Genomic DNA, 16,920 nt, shown 5'->3' on the forward strand with positions numbered 1-16,920 from the left:
CCCTAGCCGAGCCGCACGGGCCGCCCGCCCGCCCGTGCGGCTCGGCGACGTGCGGGCCGCCGGTCAGTCCGGCAGCGGCTGTTCGGCCCAGATCGTCTTTCCCTCGCTGGTCTGCCGGCTGCCCCAGCGCTGGGTGAGCTGGGCGACCAGAAGCAGGCCGCGGCCACCCTCGTCGTAGGCGTGCGCGCGACGCAGATGCGGTGAGGTCGAACTGCCGTCGGAGACCTCGCAGATCAGTGAGCGGTCCCGGATCAGCCGCAGCTGGATGGGAGGCCCGCCGTAGCGGATCGCGTTGGTCACCAGTTCACTGACGACGAGTTCCGTGACGAAGCCGGCCTCGTCCAGACCCCAGTCGGCGAGCCGGTCGAGGGCGTACTGCCGGGCCGTGGCCACGGACGCGGGGTCCGGAGGAACGTCCCAGGTGCCCACCCGGTCGGCGCCCAGGGCCCGGGTGCGTGCCAGCAGCAGCGCCACGTCGTCGCCGGGCTCCTCGGACAGCACCGACTTCAGGACCGCGTCGCACAGCGCGTCGAGGGAGCCGCTCGGGGTCGCCAAGGCACGGCACAGCTCGGTGGTGCCGTGGTCCAGGTCTCGCTCGCGACCCTCACCGATCAGCCCGTCCGTGTACAGGGCGATCAGCGACCCCTCCGGCAGGTCGAGCTCCCTCGCCTCGAAGGGGAGGCCACCGACGCCGAGCGGCGGACCCGCTGACATCGTGACGAGCCGGGCGGCGCCGTCGGGGGCGAGGACGGCCGGCGCGGGGTGTCCCGCGGCGGCCAGGGCCAGGCGGCGGGTGACGGGGTCGTAGACCGCGTACAGGCAGGTCGCCCCGAGCTCGCCCACCTCGTCACCGCCCTCACCCGTGGCCAGGTGGATGACCAGGTCGTCCAGGTGGGTCAGGAGTTCGTCGGGCGGCAGGTCCACGTCGGCCAGAGTCCGCACGGCCGTGCGCAGCCGGCCCATGGTGGCCGAGGAGCGGATGCCGTGCCCGACGACGTCACCGACGACGAGGGCGACCCTGCTGCCGGACAGCGGGATCACATCGAACCAGTCACCGCCGATACCGGCCAGCGATCCGGACGGCAGATAGCGGTGGGCCACCTCCACCGCCGCCTGTCCCGGCAGGCCGCGCGGCAGCAGGCTGTGCTGGAGGGCTAGCGCGGTCGCGCGTTCGCGGGCGAAGCGGCGGGCGTTGTCGACGCAGACGGCCGCCCGGCTCGCCAGTTCCTCGGCGAGCACGGCGTCGTCCGCGGCGTAGGGGCCCGGGCTGACGATACGCACGAACACCGCGACGCCCAGGGTGGTGCCGCGGGCCCGCAGCGGCACCGCCACCAAAGAGTGGGCGCCCCTGCGGTACGCGGGGTCGCCCACTCCTCGGGCGTCGCGGTCCTGCACCCAGCGGTCGAAGTCGGGCTCGCCGGCCCGGCGCAGCACGGCGCGGCCTTCGCGCAGGGCCCGCGCGGGCGGCGAGAAGGGAGGGTGGGTGTCGACGTCTCCGAGCCGGACGGCCGCCTCGGGCGTGTCCTCGGTGACCGACCGGTGGGCGATGCGGCGCAGGACGACGTCTCCGTCCGCCTCGACGGGTGGTTCCTCCGCGCCGAGAACCCAGTCGAGCAGGTCCACACTGGCGAAGTCGGCGAACCCGGGGACGACCACCTCCAGCAGCTCCCCGGCGGTGCGCTGCACGTCCAGCGTGGTGCCGATGACGGTGGAGGCCTCGTTGAGCATGACCAGGCGCCGGCGCGCCCAGTACTGCTCGCTGTTGTCCACGGCCGAGATGGCGACGGCGGTCATCTCGCCGGGTGCGCCGCACACCGGCCACATGTCGATGGTCCAGGCGTGCTCCCGGCGCTCCGACGGGGCGCGTGTGCAGCTCTCGTAGTGCAGCGGGAGCCCGGTCTCGGCGACCCGGCGCAGCTGGCGGTGGAAGCGCCGGCCGGACTCGTCGTCGGCCACCGTGTCGAGCAAGTACCGCCCGGTCAACGTGTCCGCGTCGACCTGCAGGATCTCACCGGCCCTGTCGTTGGCACGGATGTAGCGCTGCCCCAGGTCGAAGACGGACATCGCCACCGGCGCCTGCTGGAAAGCCCTGGCCACCAGCACCGCGTCCGCCGTGGCGGGCGCGGTGGTGACCACGAATCCCTGCGGGGAGCCGTCCGCCCCCGTCACCGGGTGCACGCTCAGGCACAGCGGGACGGGGTGGCCGTCGCGGTGGCGCAGGACGGCGGTGCCGGTCAGGGCGGTCAGCCCCGGCTGCGGCACGTCCTCGGCGAGCAGCTCCTGCGCGGCGCGTCCCACGACCTCCTCGGCCGTGTATCCCGTCAGCCGCCGGGCACCCTCGCTCCATCCCGTCAGCGTGCCCCGGGCATCGACGATCGCCGCAGCGGCGGCTTGCTCCATATCCTCAGAATGATCCCTGGGGTGCGCGGCCTCAACCGGGCGCCGGCGCGGCGGGCCCGGTCGTACGGTGCACGCGCGGCCCGTCGGAACCGACCTGCATGACGCGTTCCGCGCGGGGCAACCGTGCCTCAGGCCCCGCCGTGCTCCCCCGTCGCGGCGGGGCTCTTCATGTGCGTGTCCGGCCGCCGGGACGCCGCGCGGGTCGGGGCGTCCGTGATGTCGAGGAAGATCTGGTCGGCCTGGGGGACCTCCCGGGTGAGCGAGCGCTTGATGCGCACCGCGACGTCCTCGACCTCCTCGCTGTCCAGGCCGGGGACGAGGTCGATCCGGGCGGCGACGAGGATGGACTCCAGGCCCAGCTGCATGGTCTGCAGCGCCTCCACGCTGTCGATCTCCGACTGTGCCTGCAGCAGCTCCTGGATGCGGCGGCTGAGGTCGGGATCGGCGGCCTGGCCGATCAGCTGGTCGCGGGCGTCACGGCCGAGCCGGTAGGCGACGTACACGAGCAGCGCGCCGATCGCCAGGGAAGCGGACGCCTCCCACACGACCTGCCCGGTGACCATGTGCAGCGCCATTCCGACGATCGCGAGGACCACGCCCAGCACCGCCGTGCTGTCCTCGGCTAGGACCGTCCGCAGCGCCGGGTCCCGCAGCGCCCGCAGTGACGTGCCGTGCTGCCGGCGCACCTGGTGCAGGGCCCGCACCAGGGAGACGCCCTCCGACACCAGCGCCACCCCGAGCACCACGAGCCCGGCGACATAGCCGCTGTGCGACTCCTCCGCGCCGCTCTTCAGCGCCTCGAAGCCCTGGAAGAAGGAGAAGCAGCCGCCCATGACGAAGATGCCGACGGCCGCGAGGAGCGACCAGAAGAACCGTTCCTTGCCGTAACCGAAGGGGTGGCGCCGGTCGGCCGGGCGGCGGCTGCGGCGCAGCGCGGCCAGCAGGAAGATCTCGTTCAGGCTGTCCGCGACGGAGTGCGCCGCCTCCGACAGCAGCGCCGGCGAGCCGGCGAGGAGTCCCCCGACGGCCTTGGCCACGGCGATCAGCAGGTTGGCGCCAAGCGCCACGAGCACCGTGACACGCGTGCTGCCGTCCGAGGATCCGTCGCGCCGCTCCGGCTCGGGTCGCGGCGGCCCGTCGTCCGAGGGCGCCCGTGTGACTGCCGTCCTGTCCCGTTCCCTGTTCGAGGATGTCCCGCTCACCTCGCCCGATTGCCCCCATCCGCGCCTCTCACACGGTGTCGGGACGCAAATCGGGGAACCCGAGCGGCGTGCGACGGACGCCGGATGCGAGGAGGGGCCGCATGACCGACGGCAACAGCGAGTACAGCAACAGCGCGTACGGGAAGAAGCAGTTCAAGCGGTCCAGGAGCCACTTCGCCGACCGCATCACCGCTGATGGGCGCGACGGCTGGCCGGTGGAGGCCGGCCGCTACCGGCTGGTGGCCAGCCGGGCCTGCCCCTGGGCGAGCCGAGCCGTGATCTCTCGGCGGCTGCTCGGGCTGGAGGACGCCCTGTCGCTGGCCATCGCCGATCCCATCCAGGACGACCGCAGCTGGCGGTTCACCCTCGACCCCGACGGCCGCGATCCCGTCCTCGGCATCCGCTACCTCAGCGAGGCCTACGACGCCCGTGAGACCGGATACCCCGGCGGGGTCAGCGTGCCCGCGGTCGTGGACGTGCCGAGCGGCCGGCTGGTCACGAACGCCTACCAGCAGATCACCCTGGACCTGGCCACCGAGTGGACGTCCCTGCACCGCAGCGGCGCGCCCGACCTCTACCCGGAGCGGCTGCGCGACGAGATCGACGAGGTGATGCGCCTCGTGTACGAGGACGTCAACAACGGGGTGTACCGGGCCGGTTTCGCCCACCAGCAGAAGGAGTACGAGGAGGCGTGCACGGACGTGTTCGGCCGGCTGGAGTGGCTGTCCGAGCGCCTGGCCGGACAGCGCTACCTGGTCGGTGACACGATCACCGAGGCCGACATCCGGCTGTTCACGACGCTGGTCCGTTTCGACGCCGTCTACCACGGTCACTTCAAGTGCAACCGCTGGAAGCTGGCGGAGGACCGGGTGCTGTGGGCGTACGCCCGCGATCTGTTCCAGACGCCCGGCTTCGGCGACACGGTCGACTTCGACCACATCAAGCGGCACTACTACCAGGTGCACACGGGCATCAATCCCACCGGGATCGTGCCGCTCGGACCGGACCTGGCCGGCTGGCTCACGCCGCACGGCCGGGAGGACCTCGGCGGGCGCCCGTTCGGTGACGGGACGCCGCCGGCGCCGGTGCGCGCGGCCGAGCGGGTTCCGGCCGAGGGGCGGCCCTGAAGGCGCCTGGGAACGGACGCACAAGGCAGGGACACACAAGGAGGGAAACGTGGCCCACGACAAGAGGAAACCGAAGCTTCCGCTCGTCTACCGGCCTGTCGGGTTCGCCCTCGGCTGGGCGAGCGGGGCCCTGGCGGGATACGCCTTCCGGGCGACGTGGAAGGCGATACGTCACGAGGACGACGCGCCCGACGCGCTCGACCGGGACCGCGGCTGGGGCGAGGTGCTGCTCGCCGCGGCGCTCCAGGGCGCCCTGTTCGCGGTCGCGCGCAGCCTGGCGGACCGCACGGGGGCGAAGGCGATCGAACGGTCGACGGGCGTGTGGCCGGGCGGCGACAAGGGCGGCCGGGACTGAGCCTCCACGCACGGGCCCAGACGCGCCTCGCTCCGGCGCCGGGACCAAACGGGGCACGCCCGGTTTCCGGGGCCGGGGCCGGGGCAGCGCTTCCCGTCCCCGGTCGCCGGGACCGAGCACCATTCCCGCCCCCGCCCCCGGCGGCCAGTACCGAACACCGCACCCGGCCCGAGCGCCCCGGACCGAAGCACCGCCCCCGAGCGCCGGGACCGGGACCGCTTCCTCTCTCCGGCCCCCGCGCCGGTCCTGTGCGTCGCACGCCCGGTGAGGTCGGCCCTGCCTCGCGGGCTCGCGGAAGTCGTCGACTCACCCCTGTTTCGGCGCCGTGGCCCTCGTGCGCCGCACGGTGAAGGAGTGGCCGGCGGGGTCCGCGTAGCCGCGTTCCTCGAAGGGGCCCGGCGCCTCCTTGGCCTCCAGCGGGCGCCCGCCCAGGGAGACCACCCTGCGCTCGGTCTCGTCGATGTCCTGTGCCAGGAAGTCGAGGTGGACCTGGAGGGAGTTCTCGGGCCGGGGCCAGCTGGGCGGGGTGGCGTTGACGTCGCGGCGGAACGCCATCCGGAACCCGTCGGCGCTGCGGATCTCCACCCGGTTCGCGGTGGCGTCGGTCTCCTCCGCGCCGAGCAGTTCCTTGTAGAACGCGGCGAGTTTCTCGGGCTCGGCGCAGTCCAGGACCACGACGCCCGCCAGTACCGTGGGCATGCTTCCTCCTTCGGGCGCGGGAGGGCGCTGTGCCCGCCCGCATACGCTCCCCGGGTATCCGCCGCCCCCGTTTTCAGTCCGTCACGACCCGCTCACCGCCCGGCGCCGGTGGGCCCCCGACCTCCGCCAGCCGCGCCGCCGCCGCGGACAGCAACAGGCCGAGCGCCACCGGATAGGAGCCGTGCCCCGTGTCGGCGACGAGATGGCGGGCCGTCGCCGCGATGTTCGGATGCGTCTCGGCGGGCAGCAGGGCGTACGTGGTGCGCCACACCTCCGTCTCCGCCTCGCGGGCCGTGCGCGGAAGGGACGCGTTCGCCGCGTCGAGGGCGGCGAGGCCAGGGCCTGGTCGACGAACGCGTGGTAGATCCGCACGGCCTCGCGGTCCGGGAACCCGACCGCGACCCGTACGCCGGGCCGCCCGGGGCGATCGGCGAGACACGGGTGGCGCTCACCTATGTCGGGGGGGCGCGCGTGTACGCGGCGCCGGACGCCTGAGGACCCGGGGCTTCACGTGTCGGCGGCCGGCGGGAACGTCCGCCGTGGACGTTCCCGCCGGCCGGTGCCGCCGAGGCGCGCCCGCTCGCGGCACCGGCCGGACCACGAGCGCGCTGGAGCTGCTCGTGGGCTGACGGCGCTCGCTCAGAAGGTGAGCACGGGCTTGATCGTCTTGCCCGCGCTCATGTCCCGCACCGCCTGGTCGATCTCCGCGAACGGATAGGTGCCGATCAGGCGGTCCAGCGGGAGCCGCCCCTCCTTGACCAGCTGGACGAGGGCCGGGATGAAGGTCTGGGTCTCGCTGTCCCCCAGGGTGATGCCCACGATCTGCCTGCCGGGCAGCAAGCCGTTGACGTCCAGGGCGACTTCGGTGCCGAAGGGCGGGGCGCCGACGACGACCAGGGTGCCGCGGGCGGCCAGCGCGTCGGCGCCCTGGCGCAGCACGGCCACGCTGCCGGTGGTCTCGACGACACCGTCGGCTCCCTGGCCGTCGGTCAGCAGCGCGAGCGCATCGGCGAGGTCGGCCTCGGCCGCGTCGACGGTGTGCGTGGCGCCCAACTCCGCGGCCAGGGCGAGGCGTTCGGCGACCCGGTCGACGGCGATGATCCTGGCGGCGGGGGTGAGGGCGGCCGCCATCACCGCCGACAGGCCCACCGCTCCGGCGCCCAGGACGACGAGCGTGCTGCCGGCGCGGGGCCTGAGCACGTTCCACACGGCGCCGACCCCGGTCTGCACTCCGCAGCCGAGCGGGGCGATGGAGGCGAGCGGCACCTCCGGGTCGACCTTGACCAGGCTGCGCTCGTCCACCAGGGCTCGTTCGGCGAAGGAGGACTGGCCGAAGAAGTGGCCGCCCAGGGGGGTGCCGTCGCGGCTGACGGTGCTGGTGCCGTCGGCGCGGCGACCGCCGATCAGGTTCAGCGGCAACCAGGTGGCGCAGTACGCCGGGTGCCCGTCGCGGCAGTTGCGGCAGCCGCCGCACGATGTGAAGGACAGCACCACGTGGTCACCGGGCTCGACGCCCGTCACATCCGGTCCGACGACCTCGACGATTCCGGCCCCCTCGTGGCCGAGGACGCCGGGCAGCGGGAACGGCAGACCTCCGCTCGCCACGCCGAGGTCGGTGTGGCACAGGCCGGTGGCGACCATGCGAACCAGGGCCTCGCCCGGGCCCGGGTCGTCGAGTTCCACCTCGGAGAGCGTGAAGGGCGCTCCCGCGGACTCGACCACGGCGGCGCGTGTGGTGGTGGTCATGCGGTGAACTCCTTTACGCGGGCGCTCAGTCGAGCGAGACGAGGACGGACTTGACCTTGGTGTACGCGGCGAGGGCCTCGGGCCCGTACTCGCGGCCGAAGCCGGAGTCCTTGACGCCGCCGAAGGGCAGCGCGGGGTCGAGCATGGCCCAGTCGTTGATCCAGACGATGCCGGCCTGCAGCCGCCCGGCGACGCGGTGGGCGCGGGCCAGGTTGGTGGTCTGCACGCCCGAAGCCAGGCCGTACGGCGTGGAGTTGGCGAGTGTCACCGCCTCGTCCTCGGAGTCGAAGGGCTGTACGGTGAGGACGGGGCCGAAGATCTCCTCCTGGACGACTCGGGAGTCGTTGGACAGGCCGGTGATCACGGTGGGCTTGTAGTAGTAGCCGCCGCCCAGGTCGAGCCGTTCACCGCCGACGACGACCCGGGCGCCCTCCTTGCGGGCCAGTTCGACGTACTCCTCGACCTTCTTCAGGTGCTTCTCCCCCGCCATCGGCCCGACGACGGTGCCCGGATCGCTCGGGTCGCCGACGGGCACCCCGGCGACCGCCTCCGCGAGGATGCCGACCACGGTGTCGTGCACCGGCCGGGCGACCAGGAGCCGGGGTCCGGCCATGCAGAACTGGCCGGTGTTGAAGACGAAGCCCTTGATGATCGCGCCGACCGCCTTCTCGAGGTCGGCGTCCTCGAAGACGACGTGCGCGGCGTTGCCGCCCAGCTCCATCATCACGGTCTTGAGCCCTTCGCCCGCCACGCTCGCCACGTGCCGGCCGACCGCGGTGGAACCGGTGAAGGCGACCTTGTCGACGCCGGGGTTGCGCAGCAGCGCCTCGCCCGCCACCGGGCCCGTGCCGGTGACGACGTTGACCACGCCATCGGGGACACCGGCCTCCGCCAGCAGGTGGGCCATGTACAGGGCGCTGAGCGGGGTCTCCTCGGCGGGCTTGTGCACCACGGTGTTGCCGGCCGCGAGGGCGGGAGCGAGCTTGGAACCGGAGAGGATCAGCGGGAAGTTGAAGGGCGTGATGGCCGCGACCACGCCGAGCGGCTCGCGCCGGGTGTAGGCGAAGGCGCCCAGGGGGGTGTCGCGGGTAGCGCCGTCCTGGCTCTGCGCGAGGCAGGCGTAGTACTCGTAGTCGTTGGCCGCGTTCGTGACGTCCACGGCGCCGCACAGCGAGATCGGCTTGCCGACGTCCAGGCTCTCCAGGGCGGCGATCTCTTCGGCGTTGGCGCGGATCAGCTCCGCGACGCGGTGCAGCACGCGTCCGCGCTCACGGCCGCTCATCCGGGGCCACGGCCCGGAGTCGAAGGCCTCCCGGGCGGCGCGTACGGCGGCGTCGACGTCGGAGGCGGCCGCCTCGGCGACGGTCGTGATCACCTGGCCGGTGGACGGGTCGATGACATCCATGCGGGCGCCGTCCGCGGCCTCGCGCCACTGGCCGCCGATGAACAGCTGCCCGGGCTCGGTGTCGAAGGTGGTGGTCATGGCCCACTCCCCAGCGTAGTGATCGCCGAAAGTTCAATCAACAGGATTCCTGTTGGTCCGCAGTCTGATTACGGACAGGTTTCCTGTCAATGGTCTAGGGTGCACGCATGGTCGGTACACAGACACGCCCGTCGTTGCTCTACATGGTCAAGCAGGTGGAACTCGTGGTGCGCTCGCACCTGGACGAGCTGGTCAGGCCCGAGGGGATCACGGCCCTGCAGTACACGGCCCTCACCGTCCTGGAGCGCCACGACGGGCTGTCGGCGGCACAGCTGGCCCGGGACTCGTTCGTCACCGCGCAGTCCATGGCCGATCTCGTACGGTCACTGGAGAGCCGGGGCCTGGTGCGGCGGGAGCGCAACCCGCGCAACCGCCGGGAACTGCTGATCCTGCTGACCGACACCGGACGCGAGCTGCTGGCGAGGGTCGCCCCTCCGGTGCGGGAGCTGGAGGAGCGGATGGTCCGCGACCTCACGTCGCACCAGGCCGACCAGTTCCGTCAGGCACTGGCGAAGGCCTGGCACGCGTTGTCGTAGCTCTGCCGCGGCCGAACGAGGCTCCGCCGCGACCTTCACCGGCGACTCACCCTCAATTCGAAGACATATGTCAATCGAACATGCTCAAATTCACTCTACCGAGGGTAAGTTGCAGGCTGGTGCGAGGAGTTGGCGGGGGAGGCGATGTCGACGTGGGGCAGGATCCCGCACCGCTGACCCGGCATCTGCGCATCCACCGGGACCGCGGTCACACGGTGCTGGAGTTCCACGGTGAGATCGACATCCTCGCCGCGGTGGAGATCATCCCGTTCCTGGACTCCGCGACGATCCGGCGTGCCCCGCGCATCGTCATCGACCTGCGTCCGGTCGAGTTCTTCGACTGCTCCGGGCTGCGCCTGCTGTACCGGGCCCGGCGCCGCGTGCTCGCGCAGGGCGGCACACTGCATCTGGTGTGCACCCATCCGCTGACCCTGCGGATCCTGCGCCTGACCGGGCTGGCTGCCGTGCTGCCGCCCGCGGCGTCGCTCGAGGAGGTGCTGGGCGAGTCGGAGTCCGCCGGATCCTTGTAGCCCGTTCGGGACGCGGAAACGGAGAGCGGCGGGACCTGTCCGATCCGGGCAGGTCCCGCCGCTCTTCCAGGCGGCGCGAAAGCGCGTCAGAAGGACCTGCGTGCGCTCCTGCGCAGCACCACCAGACCCGCGATCACCAGGACCGCTCCGGCCGCGGCCGGCCACAGGTGCGCACCGGTCTCGGCCAGCCCGCCACCCGAGACCGACTGAGGCGCGATCCCCGGCGCGGTGGTGGAGGGCGCAGCGGCCGGGTCCGTGGAGGAGAGGGCGGACGGAGCGGCGGAGGTCGCCTCACCGATGGCGGGCGAGGTCTCCGCGGGACGCGTGGCCGCGCCGGTGGGGTGCCCTTCCGAGGCGCTGCGCGGCTCGGCGACCGCGCCACCGCCGGCCACCGACGGGGACGCGGGAACCCCGGGCGTCGCACCGCCGCCGGTGCCACCCGCGCCTGCGGCCGGTGCCGTGGAGCCCGGCGCGGTCGTCGAGGGCTGCGCCGGTTGCGGGCCGGGGGTGCCGGGGCCGTTTCCGGCGCCGTCACCGGGTGTGGCGGCCGGGGTGGATGCCGTCCCGCCGCCGGGTGCGGTGGTCGAGCCCGACCCGGCGTTGCCGCCGCCGGAGGGGGCGTCGGCGGACGGTGACGGCGTGTTCTGCGGCTGGTCGCCGGCGTCGCCACCGCACCGCTTGCCCGTGTTGACGCAGTCGACCACCTGGTTCATCAGCTCGTCGGTCATGACGTTGATGAAGTCGTCGTGGTCGGTGATCGGCTTGTGCAGCTGCTCGGGGAAGCCGTCCACCGCGTAGGCGTTCCTCACCCGGCCGTTCTCGACGACCGGCTGCGGCACGTCGTACACCAGACGCATCGTCAGCTGCGGGATCGCCTTGAAGCCGTTCGGGCAGGTGCCGCTCCCGTCGGCGAAGGCCACATGGGTACGGTGGTTGGCGCTGTCGATGTTCTGGCCGTCCCAGCAGCTCTGGAACGCGAACGACCGCACCACCTCGCTGCCCTGCGGGCAGATCGGGTACTTGTCCGTCAGCTGCACCTTGTCCTCGAAGCCGGTGCAGCTCCAGTGCGCGTTGGCGTTCTTGGGGCCGTTGGTGAAGGCCTTGGCGTCACCGGTGATGATCCGCAGGAACCGGGGCATGGCCACGACCTTGCTCGTCGGACTGCCGGCGAACCTGATCTCGGCCTGCCGGGCCACCAGGATCCGGCCGACGTTGCCTTCCTTGCCGCCGCCGTCGGCGTTCTGGTCGAAGTCCTGCGTGCCGTCCTGCACACGGAGCACCGGCCAGTAGTACGACGACTTGTCCTGCTGGTTCTGGCAGCTGGTCTGCGCCGCTGCGAAGGTGTCGTTGGTGGCGAAGGCGTCGTTCGACTGGTTGCCGACGTAGTCGTGAAGGTGGTGCGCGCCGTTCTTCACGCCGGGCGCAACGATCACGTTGTCGGTGTTGTGGTTCTTGTTCTCGTTGACACCGCACTTGGTCTCGAACGAACCGGTGGAGCCACCGGCCTGCTGAACGGGCTTGACCACGTTCGGCTGCACGGTCCGGATGTCCACGAAGTCGGAGGCGACGGGCCCGCCCGTGCCCGTCTGACCGCCGTTGCCCTGCCGGCCGCCGTCGTTCTGACCGTTGCCGCTCTGCTGCCCGCCGCTGTTCTGGGCGTTGCCGTCGTTGCTCTGCTGTCCGCCGTTCTCACTCTGGCCGCCGGCCGAGGGCTGCGCCCGGTCGGCCGGTACCCCCGTGCACGCGGCCATGCCGTCGATCGCGCCGGGGGCGGTGCCGCCCGCCCGCTGGTAGTCGGTCCTGATCCGGTCGATCACCGCGGCGCGCTGGTCCTTGAGCGGGCCGAGGATGGAGTTCTGGACGTAGTCGGTGTCGTCCGCCTGCGCCTGGCGCGTCGCCCCCAACCGGTCGTAGGCCTCGGTGATCTGCTGGTCCAGGGTCGCGAGTTCCGCGTCGACCTGCGGCTTCGCCGCGCCCGGCACGTCGGTCAGCTTCTGGCCGACGTCCGGGCAGTCGATGGTGACGGTTCCGGCGGCAAGGACCCGGTCGCCGCCGCCCTGTTCCGAGCCGCCCCAGCCGCCCTCGGTCGCCGAGGCGTAGACGTTCGCCGCCACCAGCCCCCCTCCGCCCAATATCAGCGCGACCGCTGCAAAGGTCGCGCGTCGTGCGCCCGTCGGACGTCTACGCGAATTGCGTCTCAAGGCAGTGCTCCTACACGTCATGGCCGGCTCGGCATGGTAAGCCCCCTCCCGGTACGTGGCTAAACCCGGCTGTGTTCAACCGCACCGGAAATTCACAGCGACCTCATGGCCGCGCCGTTCGCCTCCCCAGCCGCGCAACCCCGCGTTCGACCAAGGCATCTGGCGGGCAACCGCTTGTCAGAAGGGAGGACTGTCGAAATGACGACGTCCACGAAGCAGGCACCCTCATCGGTGGCCGCGAGGCGGCGGATGCCCGGCTGGGGCAAGGCCGTCGTCGCGCTCGTCGCCCTGCTCGCGGTGTTCTTCGCCGGGCTGCGGCTGAGCGTGTTCCCGGGGCTGCGCGACCTGTTCGGCACGGACACGCACGACCGGTCCGGACCCGCACTGCTGAAGTCCATCCAGGACATGAGCCGTTACCAGGCCGCCTCGGGGAACTTCCAGGTGGTCGTGGACCTGGAGAAGGACTCCAGGTTCCTGCCGTCGGCGATCCGCGGCACCCGCACCCTGTACGTCGGCGCGGGCACCGTCGACGCCTACGTCGACCTCGGCAAGGTCGGCGAGCAGGACGTCAAGGTCAACGGCGACCGCACGTCCGCCTCCATCCGGCTCCCTCACGCCGCCCTGGGCAAACCCGCGCTCGACCCCGACCGCTCGTACGCCGTCTCCAAACAGCGCGGTCTGCTCGACCGCATCGGCGACTTCTTCTCGGACAACCCCGGCAGTGAGCAGGCCGTGCAGAAACTGGCCGTCCAGCACATCGCCGAGGCCGCGAAGGAGAGCGAACTGACCGGCCGCGCCGAGACGAACACCGCCGGCATGCTCGACGGACTGCTCAAGTCCCTCGGGTTCAAGGAGGTGAAGGTCTCCTACGGCACCTGAGCCCCCACCCTCTGTCCGGGGCTCTCAGCCGGACAGGACGGCCGGCAGGGCGAGCAGCCCGAGCAGGGCCGTCCCCATCAGGACCCAGGCCACGTAGTCCCCGATGTGCCCGGACTGCAGCCGGCGCAGCGGCAGCGTCCACGCCCGGGCGGCGAGCAGTCCGGGACGGACGACGGCGAGTGCGGCCAGGGTGAGGGCGAGGACCGTGGAGGCGAGCCCCAGAAGGACGCCGGCCACGGTCCAGTGGACCGAGACGACCGCACCGCCCGAGCCGGCCTCGTTCACGGAGCGCGCCACGGTCTGCGCGAAGCCCGGGACGACGCCCACCGCGAGCGACGCGGCGAGCAGCACGGCGGGCACGGCCGTCATGGTGTCCGGGATGCGGCGCAGCCGGTGCCGGGTCTCGGGTTCCTCTCCGGTGCCGGTGGTCTCGTACGACGCGTCGAGCCGTGGCTGAGGGCCTAGCCCGTAGAAGACGCGGGCGGCGACCCGCAGGACCGCGCCTCCCGTCACCGCGGACACGCCGACGTAGAGGACGGTCAGCGGCCCGCCCGCCTCCTCCAGGACCGCCTTGCCGAGGGAGGTGCCGAACGGGGGCAGCCCGGCGAGTGCGAGTCCTCCGAGCACGAACATCACCGCGACGCCGCGCAGCGGACGGCCGCTGCCGTGCAGCGCCGCCTCGTCGACGCAGCCGAACCGGTCGAGCAGGAGGCCGGTGCAGGCGAACAGGGCGGCCTTGGCTCCGGCGTGGCCCAGGATGTACAGGGCGACCCCGTCGTCCGCCTCGGGCACGAGTGTGCCGACACCGACGAGGAACAGCCCCATGTGGGCGATGGTCGAGCAGGCGAGGAGACGTTTGATGTGCCGCTGGTGCCAGCACATGACCGCGCCGACGACGCCGGTCAGGATGCCGAGGACGACCAGGGCCCGCTCCAGGTCGGCCGCGGGAATCCCGCCGGGCCCCGAGAAGACGGTGGTGTAGACGCGCCAGACCCCGTACAGGCCGAGTTCGACCATGACGCCGGACAGCAGCATGCACACCGGGGTGGGTGCGACGGCGTGCGCGTCGGGCAGCCAGAAGTGGAACGGCGCCGCGGCGGCCTTGACCAGCAGCCCGGTCAGGACGAGGACGAAGGCGGCGAGGGTCAGCGCGTCGGGTCCGCCGTGGGCGTCGAGCCCGCGTCCCAGCTTGGTCATGGCGAGTTCGCCGGTGCGCGCGTAGAGCAGTCCGATGCCCATGAGCATGGCGTACGCGCCCAGGGAGTTGATGACGCCGAAGGTCAGGCCGCCCTGGACGGCCTTGGCCTCCTCCACCCGGTAGCCGGTCAGGGCGTAGGCCGCGGCGCCCATCAGCTCGAAGAACACGAACGCGTTGAACAGGTCGCCGGTGATCGAGAAGCCGCACATGCCGCCCTGGAACAGCAGCAACAGGGCGGGGTAGGAACCGGCGTGCCCGCGGGGCGGTTCCTCGAAGTAGCGCCAGGAGTACACGAGGGCGGCCAGCGTCAGCGCGGAGGCGAGAGCGGCCATCCCGAGCCCGGGGCCGTCCCCGACGAGGACGATGCCGACGCTCTCCCCGCCCACGGGCGTCCAGCCGCCGACCCATTCGGTGAGCGGCGGCGAGGAGTTGAGGAGCAGCCAGACGCCGAGTGAGGCGGTGCCGGCCGCCACGGCGCACCCGGCGCTCTCGGCGACGACGCGGGGCAGCCGGCGTCCGCAGGCGACCAGCGCTCCGGCACCGAGCAGCGGGACTGCGACGAGCAGCGGCAGCAGGTGGTTCATCAGCCGCGCAACTCCCGCAGTTCGTCGGGGTCGACCGTGCCGTGACGCTTGGCGACCTGCATGACGAGAGCGAGCAGCAGGGCGGTGACGGTGGCGCCGACGACGATGTCGGTGAGGGTGAGCGCCTGTACGACCGGATCCACGACCGGCCGTGAGCCGGGCTTGAGGTCGGAGAAGACGGGCGCGGTGCCGCCGTCGCGGTAGCCGACGGCGAGCAGCAGGACGTAGGTGGCGGACTGGCAGACGGCGAGGCAGCCGACCGCGTGGATCAGGTTGCGGCTGGTCGCGAGGCCGTAGCAGCCGGACAGAAAGATCCAGACGGCCACGAGGTACGGCAGTACGCTCATCGGTTCCCCTCCTCCTCGATTTCGACGGCCTGGTCCAGGAAGCGTGCGAGCAGGACGACGATCGCGCAGGTCACCTCCATGCCGATGGCGGCGTTCAGCACCGGTACGGTGCCGCCGGAGGACAGCGTGTTGAACGTGCCGTACGGCAGCAGGGTGTTGGCGAGGAACGCCGTGCCGGCGAGAACGCCCGCGAACCCCGTCACGAGGTAGCCCGAGGCGGAGAGCGCGTCACCGATCTCGTACAGGCCGATCGGCCGGATGCGTTCCAGGGCGTGGTAGTCGGCGCCGAGGTAGAGCAGGTGCAGGCCGGTCGCTGCGACGACTCCGCCCTGGAAGCCGCCGCCGGGGCTGAGCTGGCCGTGCGCGATGACGTACAGGCCGGTGAGGACGGCGACCGGCAGCACGATCAGCGCGTAACGGCGGACGGGTGACGCGACCGCCTCCGGTTCGGGCGTGGCGCGTTTCTCGTCGCGGGTCTGGCGGAGCAGGACGACCGTGCCGAGGACGGACGCGAACAGGATGCTCATCTCTCCGAGCGTGTCGAAGGCGCGCAGGTCGAAGTTGACGGAGGCGATGGTGTTTGCGGTCTGCCGGGACAGAGAGGCGTGGACGGCCCGGTCGCCATAGGGGTGCCAGGAGCCGCCGAAGGAGGGCAGGCCGAGGCAGGCGGCGACGAGGAGGGCCGCGAGGCAGGCGCCGCCGAGAACCAGCACGATCATGCGGGCGCGCCGCGTCACCGCTCATCCCCCTTCCCGTCCTTGGGTTTCCTCCTGACCTTGCGCACCGAGAGCATGATCAGCAGCGGGGTCACCGCGGACCCCACCGCGAGTTGCGACAGGCCCACGTCGGGCGCCTGCACCACCGTGAACAGCACGGCCAGACACAGGCCGAGCAGTGCGAGGACGAGGGCCTGGCGGGCGGGGTCGCGGGTGGCGACGGCCGCGGTCGCCGAGGCGGCGACGAGCAGCAGGGCGACGACGATCAGCGGGTCATCCACGGTGACTCCCGAATCCGCCCGCGAGCGCTCGGGAGGCGATGAGGTTGCCGCTGATCAGCAGTGCCCCGACGACCAGCAGCTTGACCATCGCCCGCCCGGGTCCGGTGACGGCGCACAGCACCAGCACCACCACGGCCCCGTATCCCGCGACGGCGAGGGTGATGCCCCAGGCCTGCGGCGGGTCCTCGGCCAGTTCCCCGGCGAGCAGCCGGGCGAAGACGAGGGTGCCGACCGGCCCCAGCAGGGCCAGCAGAAGCGCGAGGTCGACGTACGACGTGCGCCCGAACCCCTGGGACAGCAGCAGCAGTCCGGGGCAGGCGACCGCGCTGGAGAGGTTCTGGGCGACGACCCGGCGGCGCAGCGGTCCGGTCGAGACACCCCACACCGTGGCACCGACGCCCGCGCCGAGAGCGATCGTTGCCGTGAGCGTCCAGCCGTTCACCGGGCGCCCACCGCCCGTCGTGCGGCGCGCGCGGCGACGGCGCCCACGAGTGCGGCCGACGCGCCGACGGCCCACTCCAGGGTGTCGACCGAGCTGATGAGAACGATCCAGAGCACGGTGAGGCCGCCCCACCAGAGGACGATCTCCAGGGCGGCCCGGAATGTCGTACGCGCGTCCATGCACCGCCTCCGTCC

At 72.4% G+C, this 16,920-nt stretch carries 19 protein-coding genes; 6 read left to right on the plus strand and 13 right to left on the minus strand.

The window, feature by feature from the left end; translation table 11 throughout:
- Positions 1-63: 63 nt before the first annotated feature.
- Positions 64-2,400, minus strand: coding sequence for a SpoIIE family protein phosphatase (locus ACFYZE_RS22990; RefSeq protein WP_388997055.1), 2,337 nt, complete (start codon positions 2,398-2,400; stop codon positions 64-66).
- A gap of 128 nt (positions 2,401-2,528) precedes the next feature.
- A complete protein-coding gene (locus ACFYZE_RS22995) occupies positions 2,529-3,473 on the minus strand; it encodes a cation diffusion facilitator family transporter (protein ID WP_388997058.1) in 945 nt (314 codons plus the stop codon).
- A gap of 230 nt (positions 3,474-3,703) precedes the next feature.
- Here ACFYZE_RS22995 and ACFYZE_RS23000 point away from each other — a divergent pair, with 230 nt between their 5' ends.
- Together ACFYZE_RS23000 and ACFYZE_RS23005 are read left to right on the plus strand one after the other, a co-directional pair.
- The gene (locus ACFYZE_RS23000) at positions 3,704-4,729 is read left to right on the plus strand and encodes a glutathione S-transferase family protein (RefSeq protein WP_388997061.1); all 1,026 of its coding nucleotides are present in this window, start codon (positions 3,704-3,706) and stop codon (positions 4,727-4,729) included.
- A 49-nt stretch (positions 4,730-4,778) separates the two neighbouring features.
- Positions 4,779-5,084: a DUF4235 domain-containing protein gene (locus tag ACFYZE_RS23005; protein WP_388997064.1), complete on the plus strand. Its 306-nt coding sequence runs from the start codon at positions 4,779-4,781 to the stop codon at positions 5,082-5,084.
- A 306-nt stretch (positions 5,085-5,390) separates the two neighbouring features.
- Here ACFYZE_RS23005 and ACFYZE_RS23010 read toward each other — a convergent pair whose 3' ends face one another.
- Together ACFYZE_RS23010 and ACFYZE_RS23015 are read right to left on the minus strand one after the other, a co-directional pair.
- Positions 5,391-5,783: a VOC family protein gene (locus ACFYZE_RS23010; RefSeq protein WP_388997067.1), complete on the minus strand. Its 393-nt coding sequence runs from the start codon at positions 5,781-5,783 to the stop codon at positions 5,391-5,393.
- A gap of 73 nt (positions 5,784-5,856) precedes the next feature.
- Entirely contained in the window at positions 5,857-6,054 is a 198-nt protein-coding gene (locus ACFYZE_RS23015) for a hypothetical protein (RefSeq protein WP_388997070.1), read from the minus strand.
- A gap of 86 nt (positions 6,055-6,140) precedes the next feature.
- Between ACFYZE_RS23015 and ACFYZE_RS23020 the strand changes: the two genes are divergently transcribed.
- Positions 6,141-6,278, plus strand: coding sequence for a hypothetical protein (locus ACFYZE_RS23020; protein WP_388997073.1), 138 nt, complete (start codon positions 6,141-6,143; stop codon positions 6,276-6,278).
- Between the two features lie 144 nt (positions 6,279-6,422).
- On the opposite strand, the gene ACFYZE_RS23025 is transcribed toward ACFYZE_RS23020, so the two are convergent.
- Positions 6,423-7,529: an NAD(P)-dependent alcohol dehydrogenase gene (locus tag ACFYZE_RS23025; RefSeq protein WP_388997075.1), complete on the minus strand. Its 1,107-nt coding sequence runs from the start codon at positions 7,527-7,529 to the stop codon at positions 6,423-6,425.
- A 25-nt stretch (positions 7,530-7,554) separates the two neighbouring features.
- Positions 7,555-9,012, minus strand: a complete 1,458-nt coding sequence (locus ACFYZE_RS23030) for an aldehyde dehydrogenase family protein (protein WP_388997078.1) — start codon at positions 9,010-9,012, stop codon at positions 7,555-7,557.
- Positions 9,013-9,119: 107 nt separating this feature from the next.
- Here ACFYZE_RS23030 and ACFYZE_RS23035 point away from each other — a divergent pair, with 107 nt between their 5' ends.
- Together ACFYZE_RS23035 and ACFYZE_RS23040 are read left to right on the plus strand one after the other, a co-directional pair.
- Positions 9,120-9,548, plus strand: coding sequence for a MarR family winged helix-turn-helix transcriptional regulator (locus ACFYZE_RS23035; protein ID WP_388997081.1), 429 nt, complete (start codon positions 9,120-9,122; stop codon positions 9,546-9,548).
- 152 nt (positions 9,549-9,700) lie between these two features.
- Positions 9,701-10,078 carry an anti-sigma factor antagonist gene (locus ACFYZE_RS23040; RefSeq protein ID WP_388997083.1) on the plus strand — a complete coding sequence of 126 codons (378 nt, stop codon included), beginning with the start codon at positions 9,701-9,703 and terminating at the stop codon, positions 10,076-10,078.
- Positions 10,079-10,164: 86 nt separating this feature from the next.
- On the opposite strand, the gene ACFYZE_RS23045 is transcribed toward ACFYZE_RS23040, so the two are convergent.
- Positions 10,165-12,300 carry a DUF1996 domain-containing protein gene (locus ACFYZE_RS23045; RefSeq protein WP_388997086.1) on the minus strand — a complete coding sequence of 712 codons (2,136 nt, stop codon included), beginning with the start codon at positions 12,298-12,300 and terminating at the stop codon, positions 10,165-10,167.
- A gap of 177 nt (positions 12,301-12,477) precedes the next feature.
- Here ACFYZE_RS23045 and ACFYZE_RS23050 point away from each other — a divergent pair, with 177 nt between their 5' ends.
- Positions 12,478-13,158: a DUF4230 domain-containing protein gene (locus ACFYZE_RS23050; RefSeq protein WP_388997089.1), complete on the plus strand. Its 681-nt coding sequence runs from the start codon at positions 12,478-12,480 to the stop codon at positions 13,156-13,158.
- Between the two features lie 24 nt (positions 13,159-13,182).
- On the opposite strand, the gene ACFYZE_RS23055 is transcribed toward ACFYZE_RS23050, so the two are convergent.
- From ACFYZE_RS23055 to ACFYZE_RS23080, 6 genes are read right to left on the minus strand one after another with little or no spacing between them, the layout of a single operon-like run.
- Positions 13,183-14,940: a complex I subunit 5 family protein gene (locus ACFYZE_RS23055; protein WP_388997092.1), complete on the minus strand. Its 1,758-nt coding sequence runs from the start codon at positions 14,938-14,940 to the stop codon at positions 13,183-13,185.
- The gene (locus ACFYZE_RS23060; protein ID WP_388997095.1) at positions 14,940-15,287 is read right to left on the minus strand and encodes a sodium:proton antiporter; all 348 of its coding nucleotides are present in this window, start codon (positions 15,285-15,287) and stop codon (positions 14,940-14,942) included. The genes ACFYZE_RS23055 and ACFYZE_RS23060 overlap by 1 nt, the downstream gene beginning before the upstream one ends.
- Positions 15,284-16,024, minus strand: a complete 741-nt coding sequence (locus ACFYZE_RS23065) for an MnhB domain-containing protein (RefSeq protein WP_388997097.1) — start codon at positions 16,022-16,024, stop codon at positions 15,284-15,286. The genes ACFYZE_RS23060 and ACFYZE_RS23065 overlap by 4 nt, the downstream gene beginning before the upstream one ends.
- Positions 16,021-16,284 carry a Na(+)/H(+) antiporter subunit B gene (locus ACFYZE_RS23070; protein ID WP_388997098.1) on the minus strand — a complete coding sequence of 88 codons (264 nt, stop codon included), beginning with the start codon at positions 16,282-16,284 and terminating at the stop codon, positions 16,021-16,023. Before ACFYZE_RS23070 ends, ACFYZE_RS23065 begins: the two co-directional genes overlap by 4 nt.
- A complete protein-coding gene (locus tag ACFYZE_RS23075; protein WP_388997101.1) occupies positions 16,277-16,726 on the minus strand; it encodes an MrpF/PhaF family protein in 450 nt (149 codons plus the stop codon). Before ACFYZE_RS23075 ends, ACFYZE_RS23070 begins: the two co-directional genes overlap by 8 nt.
- On the minus strand, positions 16,723-16,905 hold the full coding sequence (locus ACFYZE_RS23080; protein ID WP_388997104.1) for a hypothetical protein: 183 nt from the start codon (positions 16,903-16,905) through the stop codon (positions 16,723-16,725). The genes ACFYZE_RS23075 and ACFYZE_RS23080 overlap by 4 nt, the downstream gene beginning before the upstream one ends.
- Between the last annotated feature and the right edge of the window lie 15 nt (positions 16,906-16,920).

This window comes from Streptomyces sp. NPDC001796 (assembly GCF_042892355.1).
GTDB lineage: Bacteria > Actinomycetota > Actinomycetes > Streptomycetales > Streptomycetaceae > Streptomyces.